This window comes from Mesorhizobium amorphae (genome assembly GCF_014843845.1).
In the GTDB taxonomy this organism is placed as follows: Bacteria; Pseudomonadota; Alphaproteobacteria; order Rhizobiales; family Rhizobiaceae; genus Mesorhizobium; species Mesorhizobium amorphae_A.
This window is the reverse complement of the sequence record NZ_JHQS01000054.1, coordinates 1-20,152: the sequence shown is the minus strand read 5'-3', so window position 1 is coordinate 20,152 and position 20,152 is coordinate 1. Positions and strand designations below refer to the sequence as shown.

Below are 20,152 nucleotides of genomic sequence, written 5' to 3'. Positions count from 1 at the left end.
GGCGCCGCATCTTTTTTTACCGTCAATGTGGAAAGTCGAGCCCCATCTCGCGGTAGCGCTCGGGGTCGTCGCCCCAGTTCTCGCGCACCTTGACGAACAGGAACAGGTGCACCTTCTGTTCGAGGATGCCTGCAATCTCCATGCGCGCCGCCTGGCCAATGGCGCGGATGGTCTCGCCCTTGTGGCCGAGCACGATCTTCTTCTGGCTGTCGCGCTCGACATAGATCGTCTGGTCGATACGCACCGAGCCGTCCTTCTTCTCTTCCCATTTCTCGGTCTCGATATGGGAGGAGTAAGGCAGTTCCTGATGCAGCCGCAGATACAGCTTTTCGCGGGTGATCTCGGCCGCCAGCTGGCGCATCGGCAGGTCGGAGATCTGGTCCTCCGGATAGTACCAGGGACCGGCGGGAAGCGTCTCGGCGAGATAGTCGAGCAGGTCCTTGCAGCCGGAGCCGGTCAGCGCCGAGACCATGAAGGTGCGCTTGAACGGCACGCGTTCGTTGGCGGCCGCGGCGAGCGCCAGCAGCGCCTCGTGCTTGACGCGGTCGACCTTGTTGAGGATCAGCACCATCGGCTGGCGCACATCCTTCAGCCGCTCCAGGATGGCGTCGGCATCGCCCCTGATGCCGCGCTCGGCATCGATCAGCAAGAGCACCACATCGGCATCCTTGGCGCCGCCCCAGGCGGTGGTCACCATGGCCGTGTCCAGCCGCCGCTTCGGCTTGAAGATGCCCGGCGTGTCGATGAAGACGATCTGCGCGTTCTCATGCGTGGCGATGCCGCGCACGATGGCGCGGGTGGTCTGCACCTTGTGGGTGACGATCGACACCTTGGCGCCGACCAGCTGGTTGACCAGCGTCGACTTGCCGGCATTGGGCGCGCCGATCAGCGCGACGAAGCCGGAGCGCGTGGCGGGACCTTCTGTTGCCGGAGCGAGGTCTTCGGTGGCGGTCATGCCGCACTCCCTTCGTTAGAGCGCCGCGCGTCCTCTTGGACGCGCAAAGGACGCTCTAAGACTTTGAATCTACGCATCGTGCTCTCCAAAAATCGATTCCGATTTTTGGGCCGATGCGACCCAGACGCCTTCGCGCATAAGCAGTGCGGCGGCGGCCGCCTGCTCGGCCTCGCGCTTGGAGCGGCCGCTGCCGATGGCCGGCGCAAACTGGCCGACCTTGACGCTGACGGTGAACAAGGGATCGTGGTCCGGTCCCTCGCGACCATCGATGCGGTAGGCCGGCATGGCGCCCGCCGCCGCCTGATGCGCCCATTCCTGCAATTCGGTCTTGGCATCGCGACGAGCGGCGCCGATTGCCAGCGAGCGTGGCTGCCAGAATTTATGGATGAAGGCGCGAGCCGCCTCCAGGCCGCCGTCGAGATAGAGCACGGCGATCAGCGATTCCAGCGCATCGGCGCGCAAATTGACGCGCTTGCGCCCGTCGAGACCGCGCACGTCGGAACCGGCGCGGATCAGCTCCGGCAGCCCGATCTCCTCGGCGATCTCGGACAGCGCCTCGGCATTGACCAGTGCGTTCAGCCGAAGCGACAATTCGCCCTCGGCGGCGTCCGGAAATGCCGCGAGCAGCATGTCGGCGACGACAAGGCCGAGAACGCGGTCGCCGAGGAACTCGAAGCGCTCATAGTCGACGCCGGCATGGGTGGAGCGGGCGCTGGCATGGGTCAGCGCGCGCTGCAGACGCTGGCGGTCGGCAAAGGCGTGGCCGGTGCGCTGCATCAACGCTTCGGCGAGCGCATCGGCGGTCAACCGCTTTGTCGCCACCATGCCTAGTCGACGAAGTTGAACAGGCGCGACACGCGCATCAGCGACGGCCATTTCCAGATCTCGAGCGGGCTGGCGCCGTCGGCGATCGAGAAGAAGATGATGTTGGCGCGGCCGACCAGATTCTCCTCCGGCACAAAGCCGACGGTGAAGCGGCTGTCGGAGGAATTGTCGCGATTGTCGCCCATCATGAAATAATGGCCGGGCGGCACGTCGAATTCGCGCGTGTTATCGCCGATCGAATTGGGCGTCAGGTCGAGCGTGTCATAGGAGACGCCGTTGGGCAGCGTCTCGCGATAGACATCGACCGGGCCCTGGGCCTCGGTGATGTCGGGGTTGTCGATCTGTCCCGTCTTCACGCGCGGCACGCCGACGCCATTGATGAAGAGCTGACCGTCCTTGACCTGGATCTTGTCGCCCGGCAGGCCGACGACGCGCTTGATGTAGTCGATGGACGGGTCCGGCGGGAACTTGAACACCGCGACGTCGCCGCGCTTGGGCGCGGCGCCCCAGATGCGGCCCGAGAAGATGTCGGGGCCGAACGGCAGCGAATAGTGCGAATAGCCGTAGGACCATTTGGTGACGAACAGATAGTCGCCTTCGAGCAGGGTCGGCCGCATCGACCCGGACGGGATCGAAAACGGCTGAAACAGGAGCGTGCGGATGACCAGCGCAAGCACCAACGCCTGAATGATGACGCTGACGGTTTCGCCAAGCCCGCCGGATTTCTTCTCGGATTTTTCAGCCACGCTCATGTCGTCCTCGATTGTGCGTTGGATGGTATAGAGTCTCGGCGCGCGCTGGGCAACGTCATGCCGGTGGTCAGATGCAATCAATGTGGCGCTTGTTCGACGGGCAACGCCTCAATGATCACAAAGGCTTGAGCAAGCGGAAAATCATCGGTGATGGTGAGGTGGATTGCCACGCGGTGTCCTTCCGGCAGGATCTTGTCCAGCCTGGCGGCAGCCCCCCCGGTCAGTGCCATGGTCGGCTTGCCACTGGCAAGGTTGACGACGCCCATGTCACGCCAGAACACGCCTTGCGCCAGACCGGTGCCCAGCGCCTTGGCGCAGGCCTCCTTGGCGGCGAAGCGCTTGGCATAGGAGGCGGCGCGCCCGTGACGAGCTTCGGAACGCGCCTGCTCGACCTCGGTGTAGATGCGCTGGATGAAGCGCTGGCCATGGCGCTCCAGCGACTTCTCGATGCGTCTGATATCGATCAGGTCGCTGCCGATGCCGATGATCATGCCGCGGGAACTTCCCGTCCGCCGTGCCTGGCCTTCTGCGCCCGCTCGTCCATGCGCCTCTTCCGTTGCTCGCGAAAGACAGTCATGCCCCAGCGGGTGATGCCGTAGAACACAAACCCGAAGACCAGGCCGAGCGGTACGGCGCCGATCAGCATCGGCTCCAGCACCGGGTGCCACAACCTCGCAAACGAAAGCGTGTGCATCATTTCGCCAAGATGCTCAGGTGGCCCATGCTTTGGCAGGTGTTCGTGCAGGATCAGCTTGCCGGTCTCCCAGGATGCGCCCCACAGCAGTGGGAAGGTCAGCGGATTGCCGAAGAACACCGCGCCGAGCGCGGCAGCCACCAGATTGCCGGCGATCACCCAGCAAAGCACGGCGGCGATGACGAAGTGAAAGCCGAGCGGGAAGAACGAGGCGAAGACACCGGCCGAGACACCGGCGGCGACCGCGTGCGGCGTGGCCTTCAGCCGGAGGATACGCTTGGAGAAATACTGCAGCGAACGAGAGAACGAGCGGCGCGGCCACAGATAGGTACGCACCCGCTCCAAAAGGCCATCAGGCTCGCGGCGTCGAAAAAGCACTCTGTTCCAGTTCCTGATTTATCAACGCCGGCAACTACGGCCATCCCGGCCGGGGCGCCACCATCATATCTTGCGCTTTGAGGCCCTAAAGGCAACAACGACTTTGATATAGCGACGCGCCGGCCGAAGAACAACTGAGGGGGTGAGCCGAAGCGGCTACTTCAAATACTCGCTGACCTCGACGAGGTTGCCGTCCGGATCGCGAAAGTAGACGGACATCATCGGGCCTTGGGCGCCGGTACGCTCGACCGGGCCGACTTCGACGGCGACGCCGTTGACTGCCAGGCTGGTGCATATCTCGGCGAGCGGCCGGGCGACAACGAGGCAGAAATCGCCGGCGCCAGCTGTCGGCGCCTTGGCCTTCGGCTCGAAGGTGTGGTCCACCTGATGCAGGTTGATCTTCTGCGATCCGAAGAGCAACGCCGTCGGCCGGTTCGGCTCGTCGTGGCGCTTCATGCCAAGCACACGTTGGTAGAAGTCACATGTGTCATCCACCGAGCGGACCGTCAGCACGAAATGGTCGATGCCGGCGATCATCACGGCGTCGCGGACAGCGCGCGTATTCAGGCGACCCGCTCAAGTGATTGTTTTCGTACATGGACGACATCAGATGTTGCGGCTGCCGGGCTTGACGGCCGGTATGGCGGCGAGTTCGGGCGGCAGCCGGTCGGCCGGATAGGCAGGAACCTCATACTCGGCCAGCGCGATCAGCGGGACGCCGACATCGGTCTTGCCGGCCGAACGGTCGATGATGCAGGCGGCCGCCACCACCTCGGCGCCAAGTTCGCGCAGGCAGTCGATGGTCTCGCGGATCGACAGGCCGGTGGTGACGATGTCCTCGACGATGACGACGCGCGATCCCCTGGCGATCTCGAAGCGGCGCAGCCTGAACTCGCCCCCTTCCCGCTCGACCCAGATCGCCGGCGCGCCGAGATGGCGCGAGGTCTCATAGGCCGGGATCAGTCCGCCGATCGCCGGGCCGACGACATAATCGATCCGGCCGGGCACGCCCTTGCGGATCTTTTCGGCCAGCGCACTGCACAGGCGCTCGGTCTTGTCGGCATGCATGAAGACGCGGGCCTTCTGCAGGAAGACCGGGCTGCGCAGGCCCGACGTCAGGATGAAATGGCCTTCGAGAACGGCGCCGGCCTCGCGGAAAATGCCCAGCACTTCGTCGGTGTTCATCCTGCCTTGTCCCTAAAAAGATTGTCAGCCATTGACGCGCCGCGCATCGCTGACGCTCGAATTGTCCTTGAGCTGCGACAGCAGCCGGTTGAGGTGCTTCAGATCCCAGACTTCGAGATCGATCAGCATTTCGGTGAAGTCGGGCGCGGTGCGCACCATCGACAATGTATGGATGTTGGCGTCGTTGGAGGCAACGACCTGGGCGATGTCGGCGAGCGAGCCCGGCGCGTTGATGGCGGTGACCGAGACGCGCGCCGGGAACCGCTCCTTGGTGCGCTCGTCAATGTCCCAGCGCACGTCGATCCAGCGCTCGGGCTGGTCGTCGAAGGCCTGCAGAGCCGGCGACTGGATCGGGTAGATGGTGATGCCGGTTCCCGGCTGCACAATGCCGACGATGCGGTCGCCGGGCACCGCGCCTTCCGGCGCGAAGCGCACCGGCAGGTCGCCGCGCACGCCGCGGATTGGTACGGCGCCGTCCCGCGGCTGGTCCTTGTCCTTGCGTGCCGCGCGGCCCGGGATCTGGAACAGCATGCCGGCGGCATTGCGGATCTTCGACCAGCCTTCCTCGCGCTGCTTGGGCGCGGCAACGGTGACGCGTTCGTCCTTGTAGTCGGGGAACACCGCCTTCATGACATCGGTCGAGGCGAGCTCGCCGCGGCCGACCGAGGCCAGCACGTCCTCGATGTCCTTGCGCGCCAGCCGGTGCAGCACCGGCTTCAGGCCTTCCTTGGTAAAGCTCTTGCCGGCGCGCTCGAAGGCACGCTCGAGAATGCGGGCGCCGAGACCCGAATATTGCTTGCGGATGGCGTTCTTGGTGGCACGGCGGATGGCGGATCGCGCCTTGCCGGTGACGACGACCGATTCCCAGGCCGCCGGCGGCACCTGCGCCTTGGAGCGGATGATCTCGACCTCGTCGCCGTTCTTCAATTCGGTCATCAGCGGCATGATGCGGCCGTTGACCTTGGCGCCGACGCAGGTGTCGCCGACATCGGTGTGCACGGCATAGGCGAAGTCGATGGGCGTCGCGCCGCGCGGCAGCGCGATCAGCATGCCCTTGGGCGTGAAGCAGAACACCTGGTCCTGGAACAGCTCCAGCTTGGTGTTCTCGAGGAAATCCTCGGGATTGTCGCCTTCGGCCAGCTGCTCGATGGTGCGCCGCAGCCAGGCATAGGCGTTGGTCTCCTTCGAGATCGCGTGGGCGGCACCGTTCGTCTTGCCGCCGGTGTCCTTGTAGATCGAATGCGCGGCAACGCCATATTCGGCGATCTTGTTCATCTCGCGGGTGCGGATCTGCAATTCGACGCGCTGGCGCGAGGGCCCTACGATGGTGGTGTGGATCGAGCGGTAGTCGTTCTGCTTCGGCGTCGAGATGTAGTCCTTGAAGCGGCCGGGCACCATCGACCAGGCGGTGTGGATGGCGCCGAGCGCGCGGTAGCAGTCCTCGACCGTATCGACGACGACGCGGAAGCCGAAAATGTCGGACAGCTGCTCGAAGGACAGCGCCTTGGCCTCCATCTTGCGGAACACCGACCATGGCTTCTTCTGGCGGCTTTTCACTCCGGCCTTGATCGCATGCTTTTCGAACAGGGTGGACAGCGACTTCTCGATCTCGGACAGCACGCCCTTGTTGCGCTCGAAGATCTCGGCGAGCCTGGCGGTGACGGCGCGGTAGGCTTCCGGATTGATGTAGCGGAAGGCGATCTCTTCCAGCTCCTCGCGCATGCCTTGCATGCCCATGCGCCCGGCCAGCGGCGCATAGATGTCCATTGTCTCCTCGGCGATGCGCAGGCGCTTGGCTTCCGGCACATGGTCGAGGGTGCGCATGTTGTGCAGGCGGTCGGCGAGCTTGACCAGAAGCACGCGCACGTCTTCCGAGATCGCCAGCAGCAGCTTGCGCAAATTCTCCGCCTGCTCGGCCTTCTTGGAGACGAGGTCGAGCTTCTTGAGCTTGGTCAGGCCCTCGACCAGCTTGCCCATTTCCGGGCCGAACAGTTCGTCGATCTCGGCCCGGGTCGCGGTCGTGTCCTCGATCGTATCGTGCAGCAAGGCAACGGCGATCGTCGCCTCGTCCATGTGCATTTCGGTGAGGATGGCGGCGACTTCGAGCGGATGCGAGAAATAGGGATCGCCGGAGGCGCGCTTCTGATGGCCATGCTTCTGCATGGCATAGACGTAGGCCTTGTTGAGCAACGCCTCGTTGACGTCAGGCTTGTAGCGCTGGACGCGCTCGACAAGCTCATACTGACGCATCATGGGCGGGATCTCGCGGTGCTGAAATGAATCATGCGCCGAATATGCATCCGGCGCATGTCATAGATAGCCACGAAACTGCCGACGCGAAAGTGTCGGCAGCGTCGGCGAAGATCAATAGTCGTCGCTTTTTTCCGGCGGGACCAGGCCTTCGATGCCGGCAAGCAGGTCTTCCTCGGTCATGCGGTCGAAAGCGATGTTGTCCTCGGCGTCGTCGGCATCGGTCGCCGCAACGGCGGTGCCAGTCTGGTCGGCGATCACCTCGCCGTCGGCTTCCGGCTCGTCGACCTCGACATGCTTCTGCAGCGAGTGGATCAGGTCTTCCTTGAGGTCGTCGGGCGACAGCGTCTCGTCGGCGATTTCGCGCAGCGCAATGACCGGGTTCTTGTCGTTGTCGCGCGGCACGGTGATCTGCGCGCCCTGGCTGATCTGGCGGGCGCGGTGGCCGGCCAGGAGCACGAGCTCGAAGCGGTTGTCGACCTTGTCGATGCAATCTTCAACGGTTACGCGGGCCATGAATTGCCCCTTTCAGCCTGGATTTGATGGAAAACAGGCGCGGTCCATAACCCGAACGCCGCCGAAATACAAGCTTCTTGGCAATACGGGCGCCTGACCCGGGCGGAGGGCGGATCGGCACCAGATCTGGCGACGCGCCTGGCTGCGACGATTGCGCACCGATCACAATTGCTTGCAATGCGGCAACGCCGCTTGGTTTGCCGTAAAACTGGCGCTATCTCGGATAAGGAAGGCCACAAGGTCTATTTTTAGAGACCGGCCGATAGTCACGCATGCATTTAGACGACCGCCCATTTTCGAAAAGGAAATTTTTCCATGTTCGACCCTCGTGAGAAAATCGCCCTTTTTATCGACGGCGCCAATCTCTACGCCACCTCGCGGGCGCTGGGTTTCGACATCGACTATCGCAAGCTTTTGTCGAGCTTCCAGAAGCGCGGCTATCTGCTGCGCGCCTACTATTACACGGCGCTGGTCGAGGATCAGGAATATTCCTCGATCCGGCCGCTGATCGACTGGCTCGACTATAACGGCTTCAAGGTGGTGACCAAGCCGGCCAAGGAATTCACCGACTCGACCGGCCGCCGCAAGATCAAGGGCAATATGGACATCGAACTGACCGTCGATGCGCTGGAACTCGCCGATGTCGTCGACCACTACGTCATCTTCTCCGGCGATGGCGACTTCCGCACCCTGGTCGAGGCGCTGCAGCGCCGCGGCCGCAAGGTCTCGATCGTCTCCACCATGGCCTCGCAGCCGCCGATGATCTCCGACGATCTGCGCCGCCAGGCCGATCATTTCATGGACCTGATGACACTGAAGAACGAAGTCGGCCGCGATCCGTCCGAGCGGCCGGTGCGCCGGCCCGAGCCGGCCGAAGTCGACGAGGACGATTTTTGACGGCGGCGGCCTTGGTCGCCGCTTCCTCCCCCGAACCGGGCCGCGACTGCCCGCTCTGCCCGCGGCTGCATGATTTCATCGCCGACTGGCGGCAACGCGAGCCGTCCTGGTTCAACGCGCCGGTGCCGACCTTCCTGCCGCCCGAAGGCGAGGATGCCGTCAGGCTTTTGATCGTCGGACTGGCGCCGGGCCTGCGCGGCGCGAACCGGACGGGGCGCCCCTTCACCGGCGACTATGCCGGCGACCTGCTCTACTCGACGCTGATCGCGCACGGTTTTGCACGCGGCGAGTTCAAGGCGCGGCCGGATGACGGGCTGCAACTCGTCGGCACCGCGATCACCAATGCGGTGCGCTGCGTGCCGCCGGAAAACAAGCCGGTGGGCGCCGAGATCGCCACCTGCCGGACATTCCTGGTGCCGACCATCGCGCGCTTTTCGAACCTGCGCGCCGTGCTGGCGCTGGGCTCGATCGCGCACCAGTCGACGGTGCGGGCGCTGGGCGGGCGCGTCGTCGCCTATCCGTTCCGGCATGGCGGACAGCAGCAGGTCGGCGCCGTCACGCTGCTCTCCAGCTATCACTGCTCGCGCTACAACACCAATACCGGCGTTTTGACGGAAGCGATGTTCGTCAATGTGTTCAGGGAGATCGCGGCGTTTCTGCGGAAATAGCGCCGCCCCTCAAAATCCCTCCAGCACGATCTTGCCCTTGGCCTTGCCGGTCTCGATCAGCGCATGGGCGCGCTTCAGATTGGCGGCATTGATAGGACCGAAAGTCTCGCCCAAGGTGGTGCGGATGGTTCCGGCGTCGACCAGCCGTGCCAGTTCGTTCAGATGCTCGCCCTGCGCGGCCATGTCCTGCGTCTCGTACAGCGAGCGGGTGAACATCAATTCCCAATGGACCGAAACGCTCTTGCGATTGAACGGATTGATGTCGAGCGTCTGGGGGTCGTCGATCAACCCGAAACGTCCCTGCGGAGCGATCAATTCGGCGATCTCGGCCAAGTGTCTGTCAGTGTTGGTGGTCGAGAAAACAAAGGCCGGTGCGCCGATGCCGAGGGTTGCGACTTGGGCGGCGAGCGGCCTGGAATGATCAACGATATGATGGGCGCCAAGCCCGAGCACCCAATCGCGTGTTTCAGGCCTTGATGCGGTGGCGATCACCGTCAGGTCGGTCAGTTGGCGCGCAAGCTGGATTGCAATCGAGCCGACGCCGCCGGCGCCGCCGATGATCAGGATGGCATTTGCGGCGCCGATGACAGGCTTCTTCACGTCAAGACGGTCGAACAACGCCTCAAAGGCGGTGATCGCAGTCAGCGGCAGCGCCGCGGCCTCGGCATAGTGGAGCGAGCTCGGCTTGCCGCCGACAAGGCGCTCATCGACGAGGTGGAACTCGGCATTAGTGCCTTGCGGCGCCAGCGCACCGGAATAGAAAACGTCGTCTCCGGGCTTGAACAGGCTGGCGTCCGAACCCGTGGCGACGACCGACCGGCAGCGTCCCAACCAAGCACGCGCCAGCTTCCGGCTTCGGGTTTGGCGCTCTTCCGTATCTTGGTGTCGACCGGATTGACCGAGATCGCCTTCACCTCGACCAGCAGTTGACGGCCTTTCGGCTCCGGCTTGGGCAGGTCGATATCGACGAGGGAGGCCTCATCGGTGATGGGGGCTGGTATCTGATAGCCGACGGCGCGCATTCTGGTTTCTCCGCAATTGCTGTTGAGCGTTGTCCGGGGCAGAGATGCGGATTATGTTCGTAAAGCGCAAGAATGCACATATAAAGCACATAGTGTCGAAAAGGATACCGTCATGCCGCGCATTCGCCATGAGCGATTCGATTGCAGCCCCGGCTGCACGGTGGAAGGAACGCTGCGCTATATCGACGGCAAGTGGAAAGGCGTCGTGCTGTATCACCTTTTCGAAGGCACGCTTCGCTTCAACGAGATACGCCGACGCATTCCGAACTGCACGCAGCGCATGCTGACCAACCAGCTTCGCGAACTGGAAGCCGATGGGCTGATTACCCGCAAGATCTATGCCGAGGTACCGCCGAAGGTGGAGTATAGCCTGACGCCGCGCGGCCGGAGCCTGGAGCCGGTGATCACAGCCCTGAAAATCTGGGGTGATGCGAATGTGACGCTGGTGCCGGAAGTATCCCATGCCGCGGCCTGAAGAGCCGGCACGTGACGCCCTCCCGGCGTGTCTGAAGGGCTGAAGCGTTGCCAGGCTTCAGCCGTCCGGTCTCACACCGGCAGCAGTGCGTCCGGCTTCACATCTGATATCGACGCATAGGTGTGGGTTTCCCTGACACCCGGCAGCGGCAGGATCACGCGCTTGAGGAAATCCTGATAGGCGGCCATTTCCGAAATGCGCGCCTTGACCAGATAGTCGAAGCCGCCGACGACCATATGGCATTCCAGCACTTCCGGGGCCTTGGCCACCGCTTCGGCGAAACGGTCGAAAACATGCGGTGCCGCCTGGTCGAGCCTGACTTCGATGAAGACAAGCGTGCCGCGGCCGATCTTTTGCGGATTGAGCACGGCCCTGACCGCGGTGATGAAACCGTCCCGGAAGAGGCGCTTCACCCGCTGACTGGTGCCGGTCGGCGACAGGCCGACGCGGCCTGCGAGATCGAGCGTGGTGCGACGCCCATCCTCCTGCAGCAGCCGCAGCAGGCTGCGATCGATGGCGTCGAGCTGATCGGATTCATGATTCACGCTCGTGATGCCCTTGTTGTGTGAATTTCACTTCCGTATCGCGAAATGAGCATATTTTGTCGCACTGTTTTCGACAATAGGCTGCGCTTCCAACGAAAGCCGTTTGGAGGAAAAAGCCTCCGCTGGCAGGATCGAGCGGAATGAGAATGCGCGTGACAGTGGACCGAAACACGAAGCCGGCATTCCTTGCCGGCTTGGCCATGATCGGCATCTACGCCGTGCAGTTTGTCGCCGCACGCTTCAGCCTGCGGGAGCATCTGACGGCGACGGATCTCGCGATCTTGCGCTTTGCCGGCGCCGGCATGGTCATGCTGCCGGTCGTCTGGCGCAGTGGCCTGGCGACTATCAAGGCGTTGGGCTGGCGGCGCGCGCTGACACTGGCAGCGTTGGCAGGATTGCCCTACCCGATCATCATCAATTGGGGCCTGACCTATGCGCCCGCCGCCCATGGCGCGGCGCTCTGCCCGGCCTCGATCGTGTTCTTTTCATTCCTCTTGTCGCACGTGGCCACCACGGACAAAGCCTCGCGCCAGCGAACCATCGGCGTCGCCGCCATCATCGCCGGGCTGATGCTGTTCATTGCGCCGGCGCGCATCGGCGACAACACGAAAGACGTCTTCTTCGGCGATCTCCTGTTCATCGCATCGGGCGCGATGTTTGCCGCCTATGCCGTTCTCGTGCGGCGCTGGCGCATCGGTCCGGTCACGGCGACCGCGACGGTCGTGCTTTTGTCATGCCTGCCGCTGCCGCTTCTCTATCTCTTCGCACCGAGCGGTCTTCGCGCCGCGGCAGTGGCCGAGATCGTCAGTCAGATCGTCATCCAGGGATTTCTGTCGGGCGCCGCCGCCATGTTCCTTTACACCTATGTCGTGCGGCAACTGGGGTCGCAGACGGCGTCGCTGTTCATGCCATGCGTCCCGATCGCAACGGTCCTGATCGCTATGACGGTGCTGGGCGAAACGCCGACCGGCACCCAGTTCGCCGCCATCCTGATGATGGCAGCGGGGATGGCCTTTTCGGCTCTTTCCAGACCTGCGGCCAAGCCTGCGTGAGGCCGCGGGTTCCCCGGCAACGATATCGTCTGATCCGTTCAGGGCAGTGGAGGCGTTTGCAAAGAGACCGATTCGGGCGTCGCGAACAATTCGGCCAGCTTCTCCTGCCCGCCCTGCAGGACGTTCAGATCGACATCGCCGCTGATGCCATCGACGCGACCCCTGTTGTGGAACTGCCAGTATATCCAGTCGTCATGGCCTGGCCACAGCGCCAGTGAACGGACCCAGCGCTGGCGGCTGGCGATCTGTCCGGAATAGGTATCCGCCGCCTCGTCGATCAGATAGATGATCGCCGGCTTACCGAAGGCTGCCTCCACCGGACCGAGGAAAGCTTGGAGTTCGGCGTTCAACTGTTCGGGCGACGGCCGTTTCGGGCAATTGCCGCCGAATTCGATGTCGACGACCGGCGGCAGCAGCGGCCCGTCGCGCGGCACCACCGAGATGAAATTTTTCGCCTGGTCGGCGCCCGGCCTACAGAAGGTGAAGAAGTGATAGGCGCCGACCGCGAGCCCGGCGGCGCGGGCCTCGCGCAAATTGGCGGCGAAGGCATCGTCGACATGATCACCGCCTTCGGTCGCCTTGATGACGGCAAAGGCGACATCGTCGGCGGCAACGCGCCGCCAATCGATCTGGTGCTGATGATGGGAAACGTCGATGCCCCTGACCGGATATCTGTCGCGGTCCGGCGAGAAGGTGCGGAAGTAGAGAAAACCGCCCGCTGCGACGAGACCCGCAAGGACCAAGCCAGCCGCGCCCCAGAGGATGATCCGGTTCTTCAAGACTATCCCCTATTGCGCTTCTCTGGCTCCGCTGTTCGAAACTTGAAAGCCAAGCGCTTGGCTTTTTTCAGGCTATCGCCTTGATGTTTCTCACCCACGTTCCTTCAGCAGCCGGCCCTTCTCGCGCGACCAGTCTCGCTGCTTTTCGGTCTCGCGCTTGTCGTGCAGCTTCTTGCCGCGGCCGACGGCGAGCAAGAGCTTGGCGCGGCCCTGGTCGTTGAAATAGATCTTCAGCGGCACCAGCGTCATGCCTTCGCGGTTGACGCTCTGCGACAGCTTCGCCATCTCGCGCTTGTTGAGCAGCAGCTTGCGGCGCCGGCGCGGCTCGTGGTTGAAGCGGTTGGCCTGCAGATACTCCGGCAGATAGGAGTTGATCAGCCAGATCTCGCCGCCCTCGACCGAGGCGTAGCTGTCCTGGATGTTGGCCTGGCCCTGGCGCAGCGACTTGACCTCGGTGCCGGTCAGCACAAGACCGGCCTCAATCGTGTCGAGCACCTCATAGGAAAACCGCGCCTTGCGGTTTTCCGCAACGGTCTTGTTGTTGGGATCGGCTTTTCTGACTTGATTCATGATGTGGAGAGGTGGCGCCCCATCCCTAATTTATCAAGCCGGCATGCTTCATCGCCTGATCGATCTTCTCGGCAGTCGATGCCTCGATCGTCACCAGCGGCGAGCGCACGACGTTTTCGACCTTGCCCAGCTTCGACAGCGCGTATTTGGCGCCGCACAGGCCAGGCTCGATAAAGATCGCCTTGTGCAGCGGCAGCAACCGATCCTGCAGGTCGAGCGCCCTGGCGCTGTCGCCGGAAAGCGTGGCTTCCTGGAATTCGGCGCACAACCTCGGCGCGACATTCGACGTCACCGAGATGCAGCCGACGCCGCCATGGGCGTTGAAGCCGAGTGCGGAGGCGTCCTCGCCGGAAAGCTGGATGAAATCCTTGCCGCAGGTGGCGCGCTGCTCGGACACGCGCTCGACCTTGCCGGTGGCATCCTTGACGCCGACGATGTTCTTGAAGTCGTGTGCCAGCTGGCCCATCGTCTCCGGGCTCATGTCGATCACCGAGCGCGGCGGGATGTTGTAGATGATGATCGGCAGCTTGGTCGCCTTGGCGACGGCGGCGAAATGCGCATACAGACCGCGCTGCGTCGGCTTGTTGTAATAGGGCGTGACGACGAGAGCCGCGTCGGCACCCGCCTTCTCGGCATATTGCACCAGCCCGACGGCCTCTTCGGTGTTGTTGGAGCCGGCACCGGCGACGACCGGAACGCGCCCGTTGGCGACTTCGATGCAGACCTTGACGACCTGGCGATGCTCGTCATGCGACAGCGTCGGCGACTCGCCGGTGGTGCCGACGGGAACCAGCCCGGTTGTGCCTTCGGCGAGCTGCCATTCGACGAACGCGCGAAAGGCTTTCTCGTCGAAACGCCCGCTCTTTTCGAACGGTGTCACGAGCGCGGTCAGCGAGCCTCTCAGCATGTCGTCCAACTCCTTGGGACTTATCGAGTTTTGTCGGTCGGTTTATCGTGCGCGCCTTCTAGCCGAAAGCGAAGCCGCGCACCATAGTCTCGACATTGTTGCGCGGCAAGCATTGCCATGGTGCCAGTGTCGGCAATTCGAACGACCTCGATAAGCTTTTGTTCACGGGCTTTTCACCACCGAAGTCTAGGCTGCAACGCTTCCGTGCCTGCTGGTAGTGTGCACGAACAGGAATGACGAAAACCATGCCGACCAGGCGGTCCCATCGTTTTGCGCTTCTGGGCGCCACGCTTGCGCTGATCCCGGTTGCGGCGATCGGCGGTGGCGTCGATGTGCAACTGACGTCGGCGATCCCGATGCCGCGCCTCGAGGATCAGAGCGGCCAGGATGCGAGCCCCTCGCCTTCGGCCAACGTCGCCTTGCTGAAGAGTGGCCTCGACAGGCTGGCGGCCAACGACATTGGCGGCGCGCGCCAGGTGCGCGAGGCACTGCCGGCCGATTCGCTCGACCGCCATATACTGGCTTGGGCGATCGCGCTCTATGGCGGCGACCAGGTGCCGAGCGGCGACATCGCCGACGCCGCCAAGATGCTGCCGAACTGGCCGGGCACGATCGCGCTGCGCAAGAACAGCGAGCGCGCGCTCTATCGCGAGAACCCCTCGCCGCAGACCGTGGTGAAGGCATTCGACGGCAGCCAGCCGCTGACACCGGAAGGCGTGATCATCCTTGCCCGCTCCTATGTCGCGCTGGGCAATGCCAAGGCAGCGCGTTCGGTGCTGTCGCCATTCTGGCGCATGGAAAAGCTCGCGGCCAAGGACGAGACTGCGGTCATCAAGGAGTTCAGCGCGCTGATCCCGGCCGCCGACCATCGCTTCCGCATGGAGCGCATGTTCTATGCCGATAGGGTCAGCTCGGCGCTGCGCGTCGCCGGCCTCGCCGGCGCCCAGCAACTGGCCGATGCCTGGGCGGCCGTGTCCAAGGGCGACAAGAATGCGGCTAAGCTGCTAAAGGCGGTGCCACCCGAGCAGCGTTCGGTCGGCTATTTCTTTGCGCAGGCCGAATATCTGCGCAAGCAGCAGAAGTTTTCCGACGCCGCGGCGATCGTGATGAAGGCGCCGAGCGACCGCGAGGCTCTGGTCGATCCAGACGCCTGGTGGGTGGAGCGCCGGGTGCTGGCGCGCGAGCTGGTCGACCAGGGCGACATGAAGACCGCCTACAGAATTGTCGCCGCGCATGCCGCCGAAAGTGCCGCGAACGCCGCCGAGGCCGAGTTCCATGCCGGCTGGTACGCGTTGCGCGGCCTCAACGATCCCGCCACCGCCGCCACGCATTTCGCGCGCATTGCCAACCTGGCGCAGGGGCCGATGTCGTTGTCGCGTGCCTATTACTGGCTCGGCCGCGCGGCAGAGGTCGGCGGCCCCGGCAACGCCAAGGACTATTTCTCTCGCGCCGCCGCCTACGGCACCACCTTCTATGGCCAGCTTGCCGGGGAGCGCGAGGGCTTGAGGAGCCTCAACATCGCCTATCCCTCGCCGAGTGCGGCTGACCGGAAGAACTTCGCAACCCGAGAAGCTGTCAGCGCCATCACGCGGCTGCAGGAGGCAGGCTACGACCGCTACGCCGAATCGCTGTACCGCGACCTCGCCGGGCAGCTGACCAGTCCGGGCGAACTGGCTCTGCTCGCCGTGCTGGCGGAAAAGCAGGGCAACCATTTCATGGCGCTGAAGATCGGCAAGATCGCCGGCGCGCGGGGCATCGATGTCGGGGCACTGTCGCATCCGCTGGGTGTCATTCCCGACACCGCCAACATCTCCGGCTCGGGCAAGGCGCTGGCCTATGCGATCGCGCGCCAGGAAAGCGAGTTCAATGTCGGCGCCGTCTCCAGCGCCGGCGCGCGCGGGCTGCTGCAATTGATGCCGGGCACCGCCAGGCAATTGGCGAAGAAGGCGGGACTGACGTTTTCGCAGACACGGCTGACCAGCGACGCCGGCTATAATGCGACGCTGGGCGCGGCCTTCCTCGGCGAACAGCTCGACCGCTTCGACGGGTCCTATGTGCTGACCTTCGCCGGTTACAATGCCGGCCCCAACCGCGCCGCTCAATGGGTAACGAAATATGGCGACCCGCGCGGCAAGGACGTGGACGCCGTCGTCGACTGGATCGAGCGGATTCCCTACACGGAAACAAGAAGTTACGTGCAACGTGTGGTGGAGAATTACGAGGTCTACAAGATGCGTATTTCGGGAAAGTACGACATCGTGGGAGATCTGGTGAACGGGCGGAGTTGAGGCCCTTCCTTCTCCATTTGACCGCTCCCTGCCCTCGGCTGTAGCAGTCGGAAGCGATCCGACAACGGCGGGGAATCGAGTCCATATGCAAGATGACCAAGGTTTTTCCGATTTCTTCTACACCGCGCCGGACGGGCTCAGGCTGCATGTCCGCGTCTACGGCGAGGCGAATTCGGGCCATTGGCCGGTCGTCTGCCTGCCCGGCCTGACCCGCAACGCGCGCGACTTTCATGAACTGGCGCTGCATCTGTCGAGGCAGGAGAAGAACCCACGAAAGGTCATCGCCTTCGACTATCGCGGGCGCGGGCAGTCCGCCTACGACCCCGATGTGAGTCACTATAATGTCGGTGTCGAGGCCGGTGACATCCTCGCCGGCCTGGCGGGCCTCGGCATCGAGCAAGCGGCCTTCATCGGTACGTCGCGCGGCGGGTTGATCATCCATGTGCTCTGCGCGATGCGGCCGGCCGTGCTCAAGGCCATCGTGCTCAACGACATCGGCCCGGTGATCGAGGCTGAAGGCCTTGCCCGTATCCGCTCCTATCTCGAGCGTGCCCCAAAGCCGAAGAGTTTTGGCGAGGCACTCGATGCCCAGCGCGGCGCGCATGGTGCCGACTTTCCGGCGCTGACCGAAGCGGACTGGGAGCGGATGGTGTCGGCGCTCTATCGGGAGACGGAGGCGGGGCTGATGCCGGATTTCGACCCGAAGCTGATCGACGCGATGGCCGGTCTCGATTTCACCAAGCCGCTACCCGATCTATGGCCGCAGTTCGAAGCGCTCGCGGCCGTGCCACTGCTCGCCATACGCGGCGGCAACTCGAAGCTGCTGTCGGCCGCGACGCTGGAAGAGATGCGAAAACGCCATCGTGGCATGGAGACGATCACGGTCGATGGCCAGGGCCACGCGCCTTTCCTGGAGACCGGCGGCCTGCCGGACGCCATCGCCGCATTCCTAAATCGGGTCGAACAGCAGGTTCAGGCAAAGTAAAACCCAAGACCAAGTCGGTCTCTGGGTCGTTATTGCAGTATAGGAAAGTTTGGCGGAGCTATTTGGCCTTGGAGCTTTTCCTGGCCGGCTTGGCCGCCTTCGCTGTGCCCGCTTCGCTCTTTTGCCCAGGCCCTGCCGATGTAGGCGTGGTCAGCGGAGACGAGAACGCCGAGTTCTCCGTGCCGCCGGTCGTCCCTTCACTGCGGGGCGTTTCCAGCACGACGACGCAGCCATCCAGGTCGTTGGTGGCAAGATGCGCGTAACGCATGGTCATCGACAACGTCTGGTGGCCGAGCCACATCTGGACGCGCCTGATATCGATGCCGCCCTGTACGAGTCGCGAAGCGCAGGTATGGCGCAATATATGCGGCACCACCTGTTCGTCGGCGCCGAGGCCGACCTCGGCCTTCGCATCGTTCCAGATGGCGCGATATTGCGCCTGGCTGAGCTTGGTGAACGGACCCTTCGGCCGGCGGCCTTCGGTGACCGGAAGCTTGACCGCCTCCTTGACACGAGCAGTCATCGGAATGGTGCGGCTGCGGCCGGACTTGGTGATCCAGAACGAGACGCGGTGTTCCTGGATGTCGTTCCAGATCAGACCGAGCGCCTCGCCGAGACGGCAGCCGGTGTCGACAAGGAAGACAGAAAGACGGTAAGCGTCCTCGCTGCGACTCCTGATGGCCGCGAACAGCCTGGCCTCTTCGTCCTTTTCGAGGAAACGAATCCGTCCCGCCCGCTCCTTCTGGCGGCGGAACTCGGGCAGGCTGTGGATATCTCCCATCTTGTGAGCCTTGCGCAACAGTTTGCTAAGGGCAGCCATCTTCCGGTTGATGGTTGCGTTGCTGTTGCCGCGCTGGCGCAAGGTACCGATAAGGTTGTCCAGGGTGCTTTGGTCAAAGGCGCTGAAACGTTCCCCAAGGAGGATCTCGTCTATTTCGCCGATGAAGGAGCTGACATTGTATTTATGCCGCCCATCATCCCAAAGTATATCCCGATAGGCTGAAAAAAGCTCTCCGACCCTATACGACTTAACTTCTCTTATCTTGTTAAAGCTGTATTTGATCTTTGCGCTTTGAGAAGAAAACATCGAAAAATGATCAGAGGGTGTTTCCTCTTGAATCGCTTCGGTCGTCATCATTCGCTGCACCCCCGAATGGATAGATCAGCCCTATCCGCTTGGAAGCGCCCTTTCAAGAGTTTTGAATCACGCAGTTGTGATTTCATCCGCCCATCAACGGACCCCACGAAATCGTCCCACGGACCCTATTCAGCTACCGTTACCCCCATCCTTTCGTTTGCGTTGACCCAGTCACGAAAACAAAACAGCCCGGGCGTTGATGCGCCCGGGCTGGATTTTACCTGTATAGAACCAGCCCTTAGAACGAGCGCTGGAAGCGGAGCATGCCGCCGATGTTGTTGTCGTCGTCAGCATTGGTCCAGTTGGAGAAATCGGCCTCGCCGAAATTGCCTGCGTGGAGGTAGTCAACTTCAGCCGTGACCGTGAAACCGGGAACGACGTCGTAGGCGATGTTGGCTGCGATACCGAGGTTCTCACCTTCGTCATACGAAACCTGGAGGTTGAACGAGGTCTTCTCGTTGATGGTGTAGGTGCCACCACCCCAGACTGCCCAGTTGCCGTCCCACTGCTTGTAGAAGCCGCGGCCGCCGGCCGGGATTGCCCAGGTCGGATCCGAAAGGTTGTCGTCGGTGCCGTAGCCGCCAATGATGAACAGCGACAGGTTCTGCATCGGGGTGATGTCCAAGCGAACCTTGCCGGCGACTTCTTCGTAGTTGCTGTCATAAGCGATGACGCCGGTGATGGCGCCCCAGCCCTGCGTATACTTCAGACCGCCGACGACATGCGGAACGTAGCTGTCGATCGTACCCTTGCCGTAGAAATCAGGAGTACCGCCGCCCGAGCCTTCTTCGAGCGAGAGAACGGCGGAGAAGCCGTTGCCGGCATCGAAGTAGTACTGGACGACGTTGGTGTCGAAATCGCCGTAGGGAACCAGCGTATCCTGGATGACGTTGCCGGCGTAGCCGATGAACGTGTTGAAGGCCGATTCGTCCTTACCGACGCGCAGACCACCGAGCTGGATCCAGGCGAAGTTCAGCGAGGGGGTGGAGTTGCCAGCAATATTGTCAGACGCGGTGGCATAGTCGTTGCGATTGTTGAAATTCCAGCGGGTCTCGGTGTAGGTCTTCAAGGTGCCGAGTTCGGTTTCCTGGCCGGTCCAGGTCTTCAGCGTGAAGCGGGCCCTCTTGCGCCAGGTGTCATTCTCGCTACCGTCCTCCACGTCGAGGGTCTTCGCACCATTGAACGAGCCGACGTCGCCACCGCTGATGTCGTAACGGACATAGCCGCCGATGCGCAGGCAGGTTTCGGTGCCGGGGATGTAGAAGTAGCCC

21 protein-coding genes and 1 pseudogene are annotated in these 20,152 nt (G+C 63.1%); 6 read left to right on the top strand and 16 right to left on the bottom strand.

Going from position 1 to position 20,152, the window contains the following annotated elements:
• Positions 1-22: 22 nt before the first annotated feature.
• The 9 genes from era to rpoZ all read right to left on the bottom strand — a co-directional run bounded on the left by era (position 23) and on the right by rpoZ (position 7,555).
• On the bottom strand, positions 23-955 hold the full coding sequence (era, locus tag DH08_RS21705; RefSeq protein WP_192181236.1) for a GTPase Era: 933 nt from the start codon (positions 953-955) through the stop codon (positions 23-25).
• Between the two features lie 69 nt (positions 956-1,024).
• Positions 1,025-1,780, bottom strand: coding sequence for a ribonuclease III (rnc, locus tag DH08_RS21700; RefSeq protein ID WP_192181267.1), 756 nt, complete (start codon positions 1,778-1,780; stop codon positions 1,025-1,027).
• A gap of 2 nt (positions 1,781-1,782) precedes the next feature.
• On the bottom strand, positions 1,783-2,532 hold the full coding sequence (gene lepB, locus DH08_RS21695) for a signal peptidase I (protein ID WP_192181235.1): 750 nt from the start codon (positions 2,530-2,532) through the stop codon (positions 1,783-1,785).
• A gap of 77 nt (positions 2,533-2,609) precedes the next feature.
• On the bottom strand, positions 2,610-3,023 hold the full coding sequence (acpS, locus tag DH08_RS21690) for a holo-ACP synthase (protein WP_192181234.1): 414 nt from the start codon (positions 3,021-3,023) through the stop codon (positions 2,610-2,612).
• On the bottom strand, positions 3,020-3,604 hold the full coding sequence (locus DH08_RS21685) for a DUF2062 domain-containing protein (protein WP_192181233.1): 585 nt from the start codon (positions 3,602-3,604) through the stop codon (positions 3,020-3,022). Before DH08_RS21685 ends, acpS begins: the two co-directional genes overlap by 4 nt.
• Before the next feature lie 156 nt (positions 3,605-3,760).
• Complete coding sequence (locus tag DH08_RS21680) at positions 3,761-4,144, bottom strand: VOC family protein (protein ID WP_192181232.1); 384 nt, start codon at positions 4,142-4,144, stop codon at positions 3,761-3,763.
• Between the two features lie 66 nt (positions 4,145-4,210).
• Positions 4,211-4,789, bottom strand: a complete 579-nt coding sequence (gene pyrE / locus DH08_RS21675; RefSeq protein WP_006202229.1) for an orotate phosphoribosyltransferase — start codon at positions 4,787-4,789, stop codon at positions 4,211-4,213.
• Positions 4,790-4,813: 24 nt separating this feature from the next.
• The gene (locus DH08_RS21670) at positions 4,814-7,042 is read right to left on the bottom strand and encodes a RelA/SpoT family protein (RefSeq protein ID WP_006202228.1); all 2,229 of its coding nucleotides are present in this window, start codon (positions 7,040-7,042) and stop codon (positions 4,814-4,816) included.
• 111 nt (positions 7,043-7,153) lie between these two features.
• Positions 7,154-7,555 (bottom strand): DNA-directed RNA polymerase subunit omega, encoded by a 402-nt coding sequence (gene rpoZ / locus DH08_RS21665; protein ID WP_006202227.1) that lies wholly within the window; start codon positions 7,553-7,555, stop codon positions 7,154-7,156.
• 315 nt (positions 7,556-7,870) lie between these two features.
• On the opposite strand from rpoZ, the gene DH08_RS21660 reads away from it, so the two are divergent.
• A complete protein-coding gene (locus DH08_RS21660; protein ID WP_006202226.1) occupies positions 7,871-8,452 on the top strand; it encodes a LabA-like NYN domain-containing protein in 582 nt (193 codons plus the stop codon).
• A complete protein-coding gene (locus tag DH08_RS21655) occupies positions 8,449-9,120 on the top strand; it encodes a uracil-DNA glycosylase (protein ID WP_192181231.1) in 672 nt (223 codons plus the stop codon). Before DH08_RS21660 ends, DH08_RS21655 begins: the two co-directional genes overlap by 4 nt.
• Positions 9,121-9,129: 9 nt before the next feature.
• Here DH08_RS21655 and DH08_RS21650 read toward each other — a convergent pair.
• Positions 9,130-10,142 (bottom strand): annotated as a pseudogene (locus tag DH08_RS21650) (zinc-binding alcohol dehydrogenase family protein).
• A gap of 112 nt (positions 10,143-10,254) precedes the next feature.
• On the opposite strand from DH08_RS21650, the gene DH08_RS21645 reads away from it, so the two are divergent.
• Positions 10,255-10,617: a winged helix-turn-helix transcriptional regulator gene (locus tag DH08_RS21645; protein WP_192181230.1), complete on the top strand. Its 363-nt coding sequence runs from the start codon at positions 10,255-10,257 to the stop codon at positions 10,615-10,617.
• Positions 10,618-10,688: 71 nt separating this feature from the next.
• Here the strand turns inward: DH08_RS21645 and DH08_RS21640 are convergent, their stop codons facing one another.
• Positions 10,689-11,162 carry an Lrp/AsnC ligand binding domain-containing protein gene (locus DH08_RS21640; protein WP_192181229.1) on the bottom strand — a complete coding sequence of 158 codons (474 nt, stop codon included), beginning with the start codon at positions 11,160-11,162 and terminating at the stop codon, positions 10,689-10,691.
• A gap of 152 nt (positions 11,163-11,314) precedes the next feature.
• On the opposite strand from DH08_RS21640, the gene DH08_RS21635 reads away from it, so the two are divergent.
• Positions 11,315-12,214 (top strand): DMT family transporter, encoded by a 900-nt coding sequence (locus tag DH08_RS21635; protein ID WP_345892430.1) that lies wholly within the window; start codon positions 11,315-11,317, stop codon positions 12,212-12,214.
• 38 nt (positions 12,215-12,252) lie between these two features.
• Here DH08_RS21635 and DH08_RS21630 read toward each other — a convergent pair whose 3' ends face one another.
• The 3 genes from DH08_RS21630 to dapA form a co-directional block, all read right to left on the bottom strand.
• Positions 12,253-12,993 carry a glycoside hydrolase family 25 protein gene (locus DH08_RS21630; RefSeq protein WP_192181227.1) on the bottom strand — a complete coding sequence of 247 codons (741 nt, stop codon included), beginning with the start codon at positions 12,991-12,993 and terminating at the stop codon, positions 12,253-12,255.
• Positions 12,994-13,083: 90 nt separating this feature from the next.
• Positions 13,084-13,563, bottom strand: a complete 480-nt coding sequence (gene smpB, locus DH08_RS21625; RefSeq protein ID WP_192181226.1) for an SsrA-binding protein SmpB — start codon at positions 13,561-13,563, stop codon at positions 13,084-13,086.
• Between the two features lie 25 nt (positions 13,564-13,588).
• On the bottom strand, positions 13,589-14,470 hold the full coding sequence (gene dapA / locus DH08_RS21620; RefSeq protein WP_120016638.1) for a 4-hydroxy-tetrahydrodipicolinate synthase: 882 nt from the start codon (positions 14,468-14,470) through the stop codon (positions 13,589-13,591).
• A 245-nt stretch (positions 14,471-14,715) separates the two neighbouring features.
• Between dapA and DH08_RS21615 the strand changes: the two genes are divergently transcribed.
• The gene (locus DH08_RS21615) at positions 14,716-16,758 is read left to right on the top strand and encodes a lytic transglycosylase domain-containing protein (RefSeq protein WP_192181225.1); all 2,043 of its coding nucleotides are present in this window, start codon (positions 14,716-14,718) and stop codon (positions 16,756-16,758) included.
• Positions 16,759-16,843: 85 nt separating this feature from the next.
• Complete coding sequence (locus DH08_RS21610; RefSeq protein WP_192181224.1) at positions 16,844-17,743, top strand: alpha/beta fold hydrolase; 900 nt, start codon at positions 16,844-16,846, stop codon at positions 17,741-17,743.
• 58 nt (positions 17,744-17,801) lie between these two features.
• Here the strand turns inward: DH08_RS21610 and DH08_RS21605 are convergent, their stop codons facing one another.
• On the bottom strand, positions 17,802-18,881 hold the full coding sequence (locus tag DH08_RS21605) for a tyrosine-type recombinase/integrase (RefSeq protein WP_192181223.1): 1,080 nt from the start codon (positions 18,879-18,881) through the stop codon (positions 17,802-17,804).
• Positions 18,882-19,119: 238 nt separating this feature from the next.
• A partial coding sequence (locus tag DH08_RS21600) for a porin (RefSeq protein WP_246800953.1) occupies positions 19,120-20,152 on the bottom strand: 1,033 nt, incomplete at its 5' end.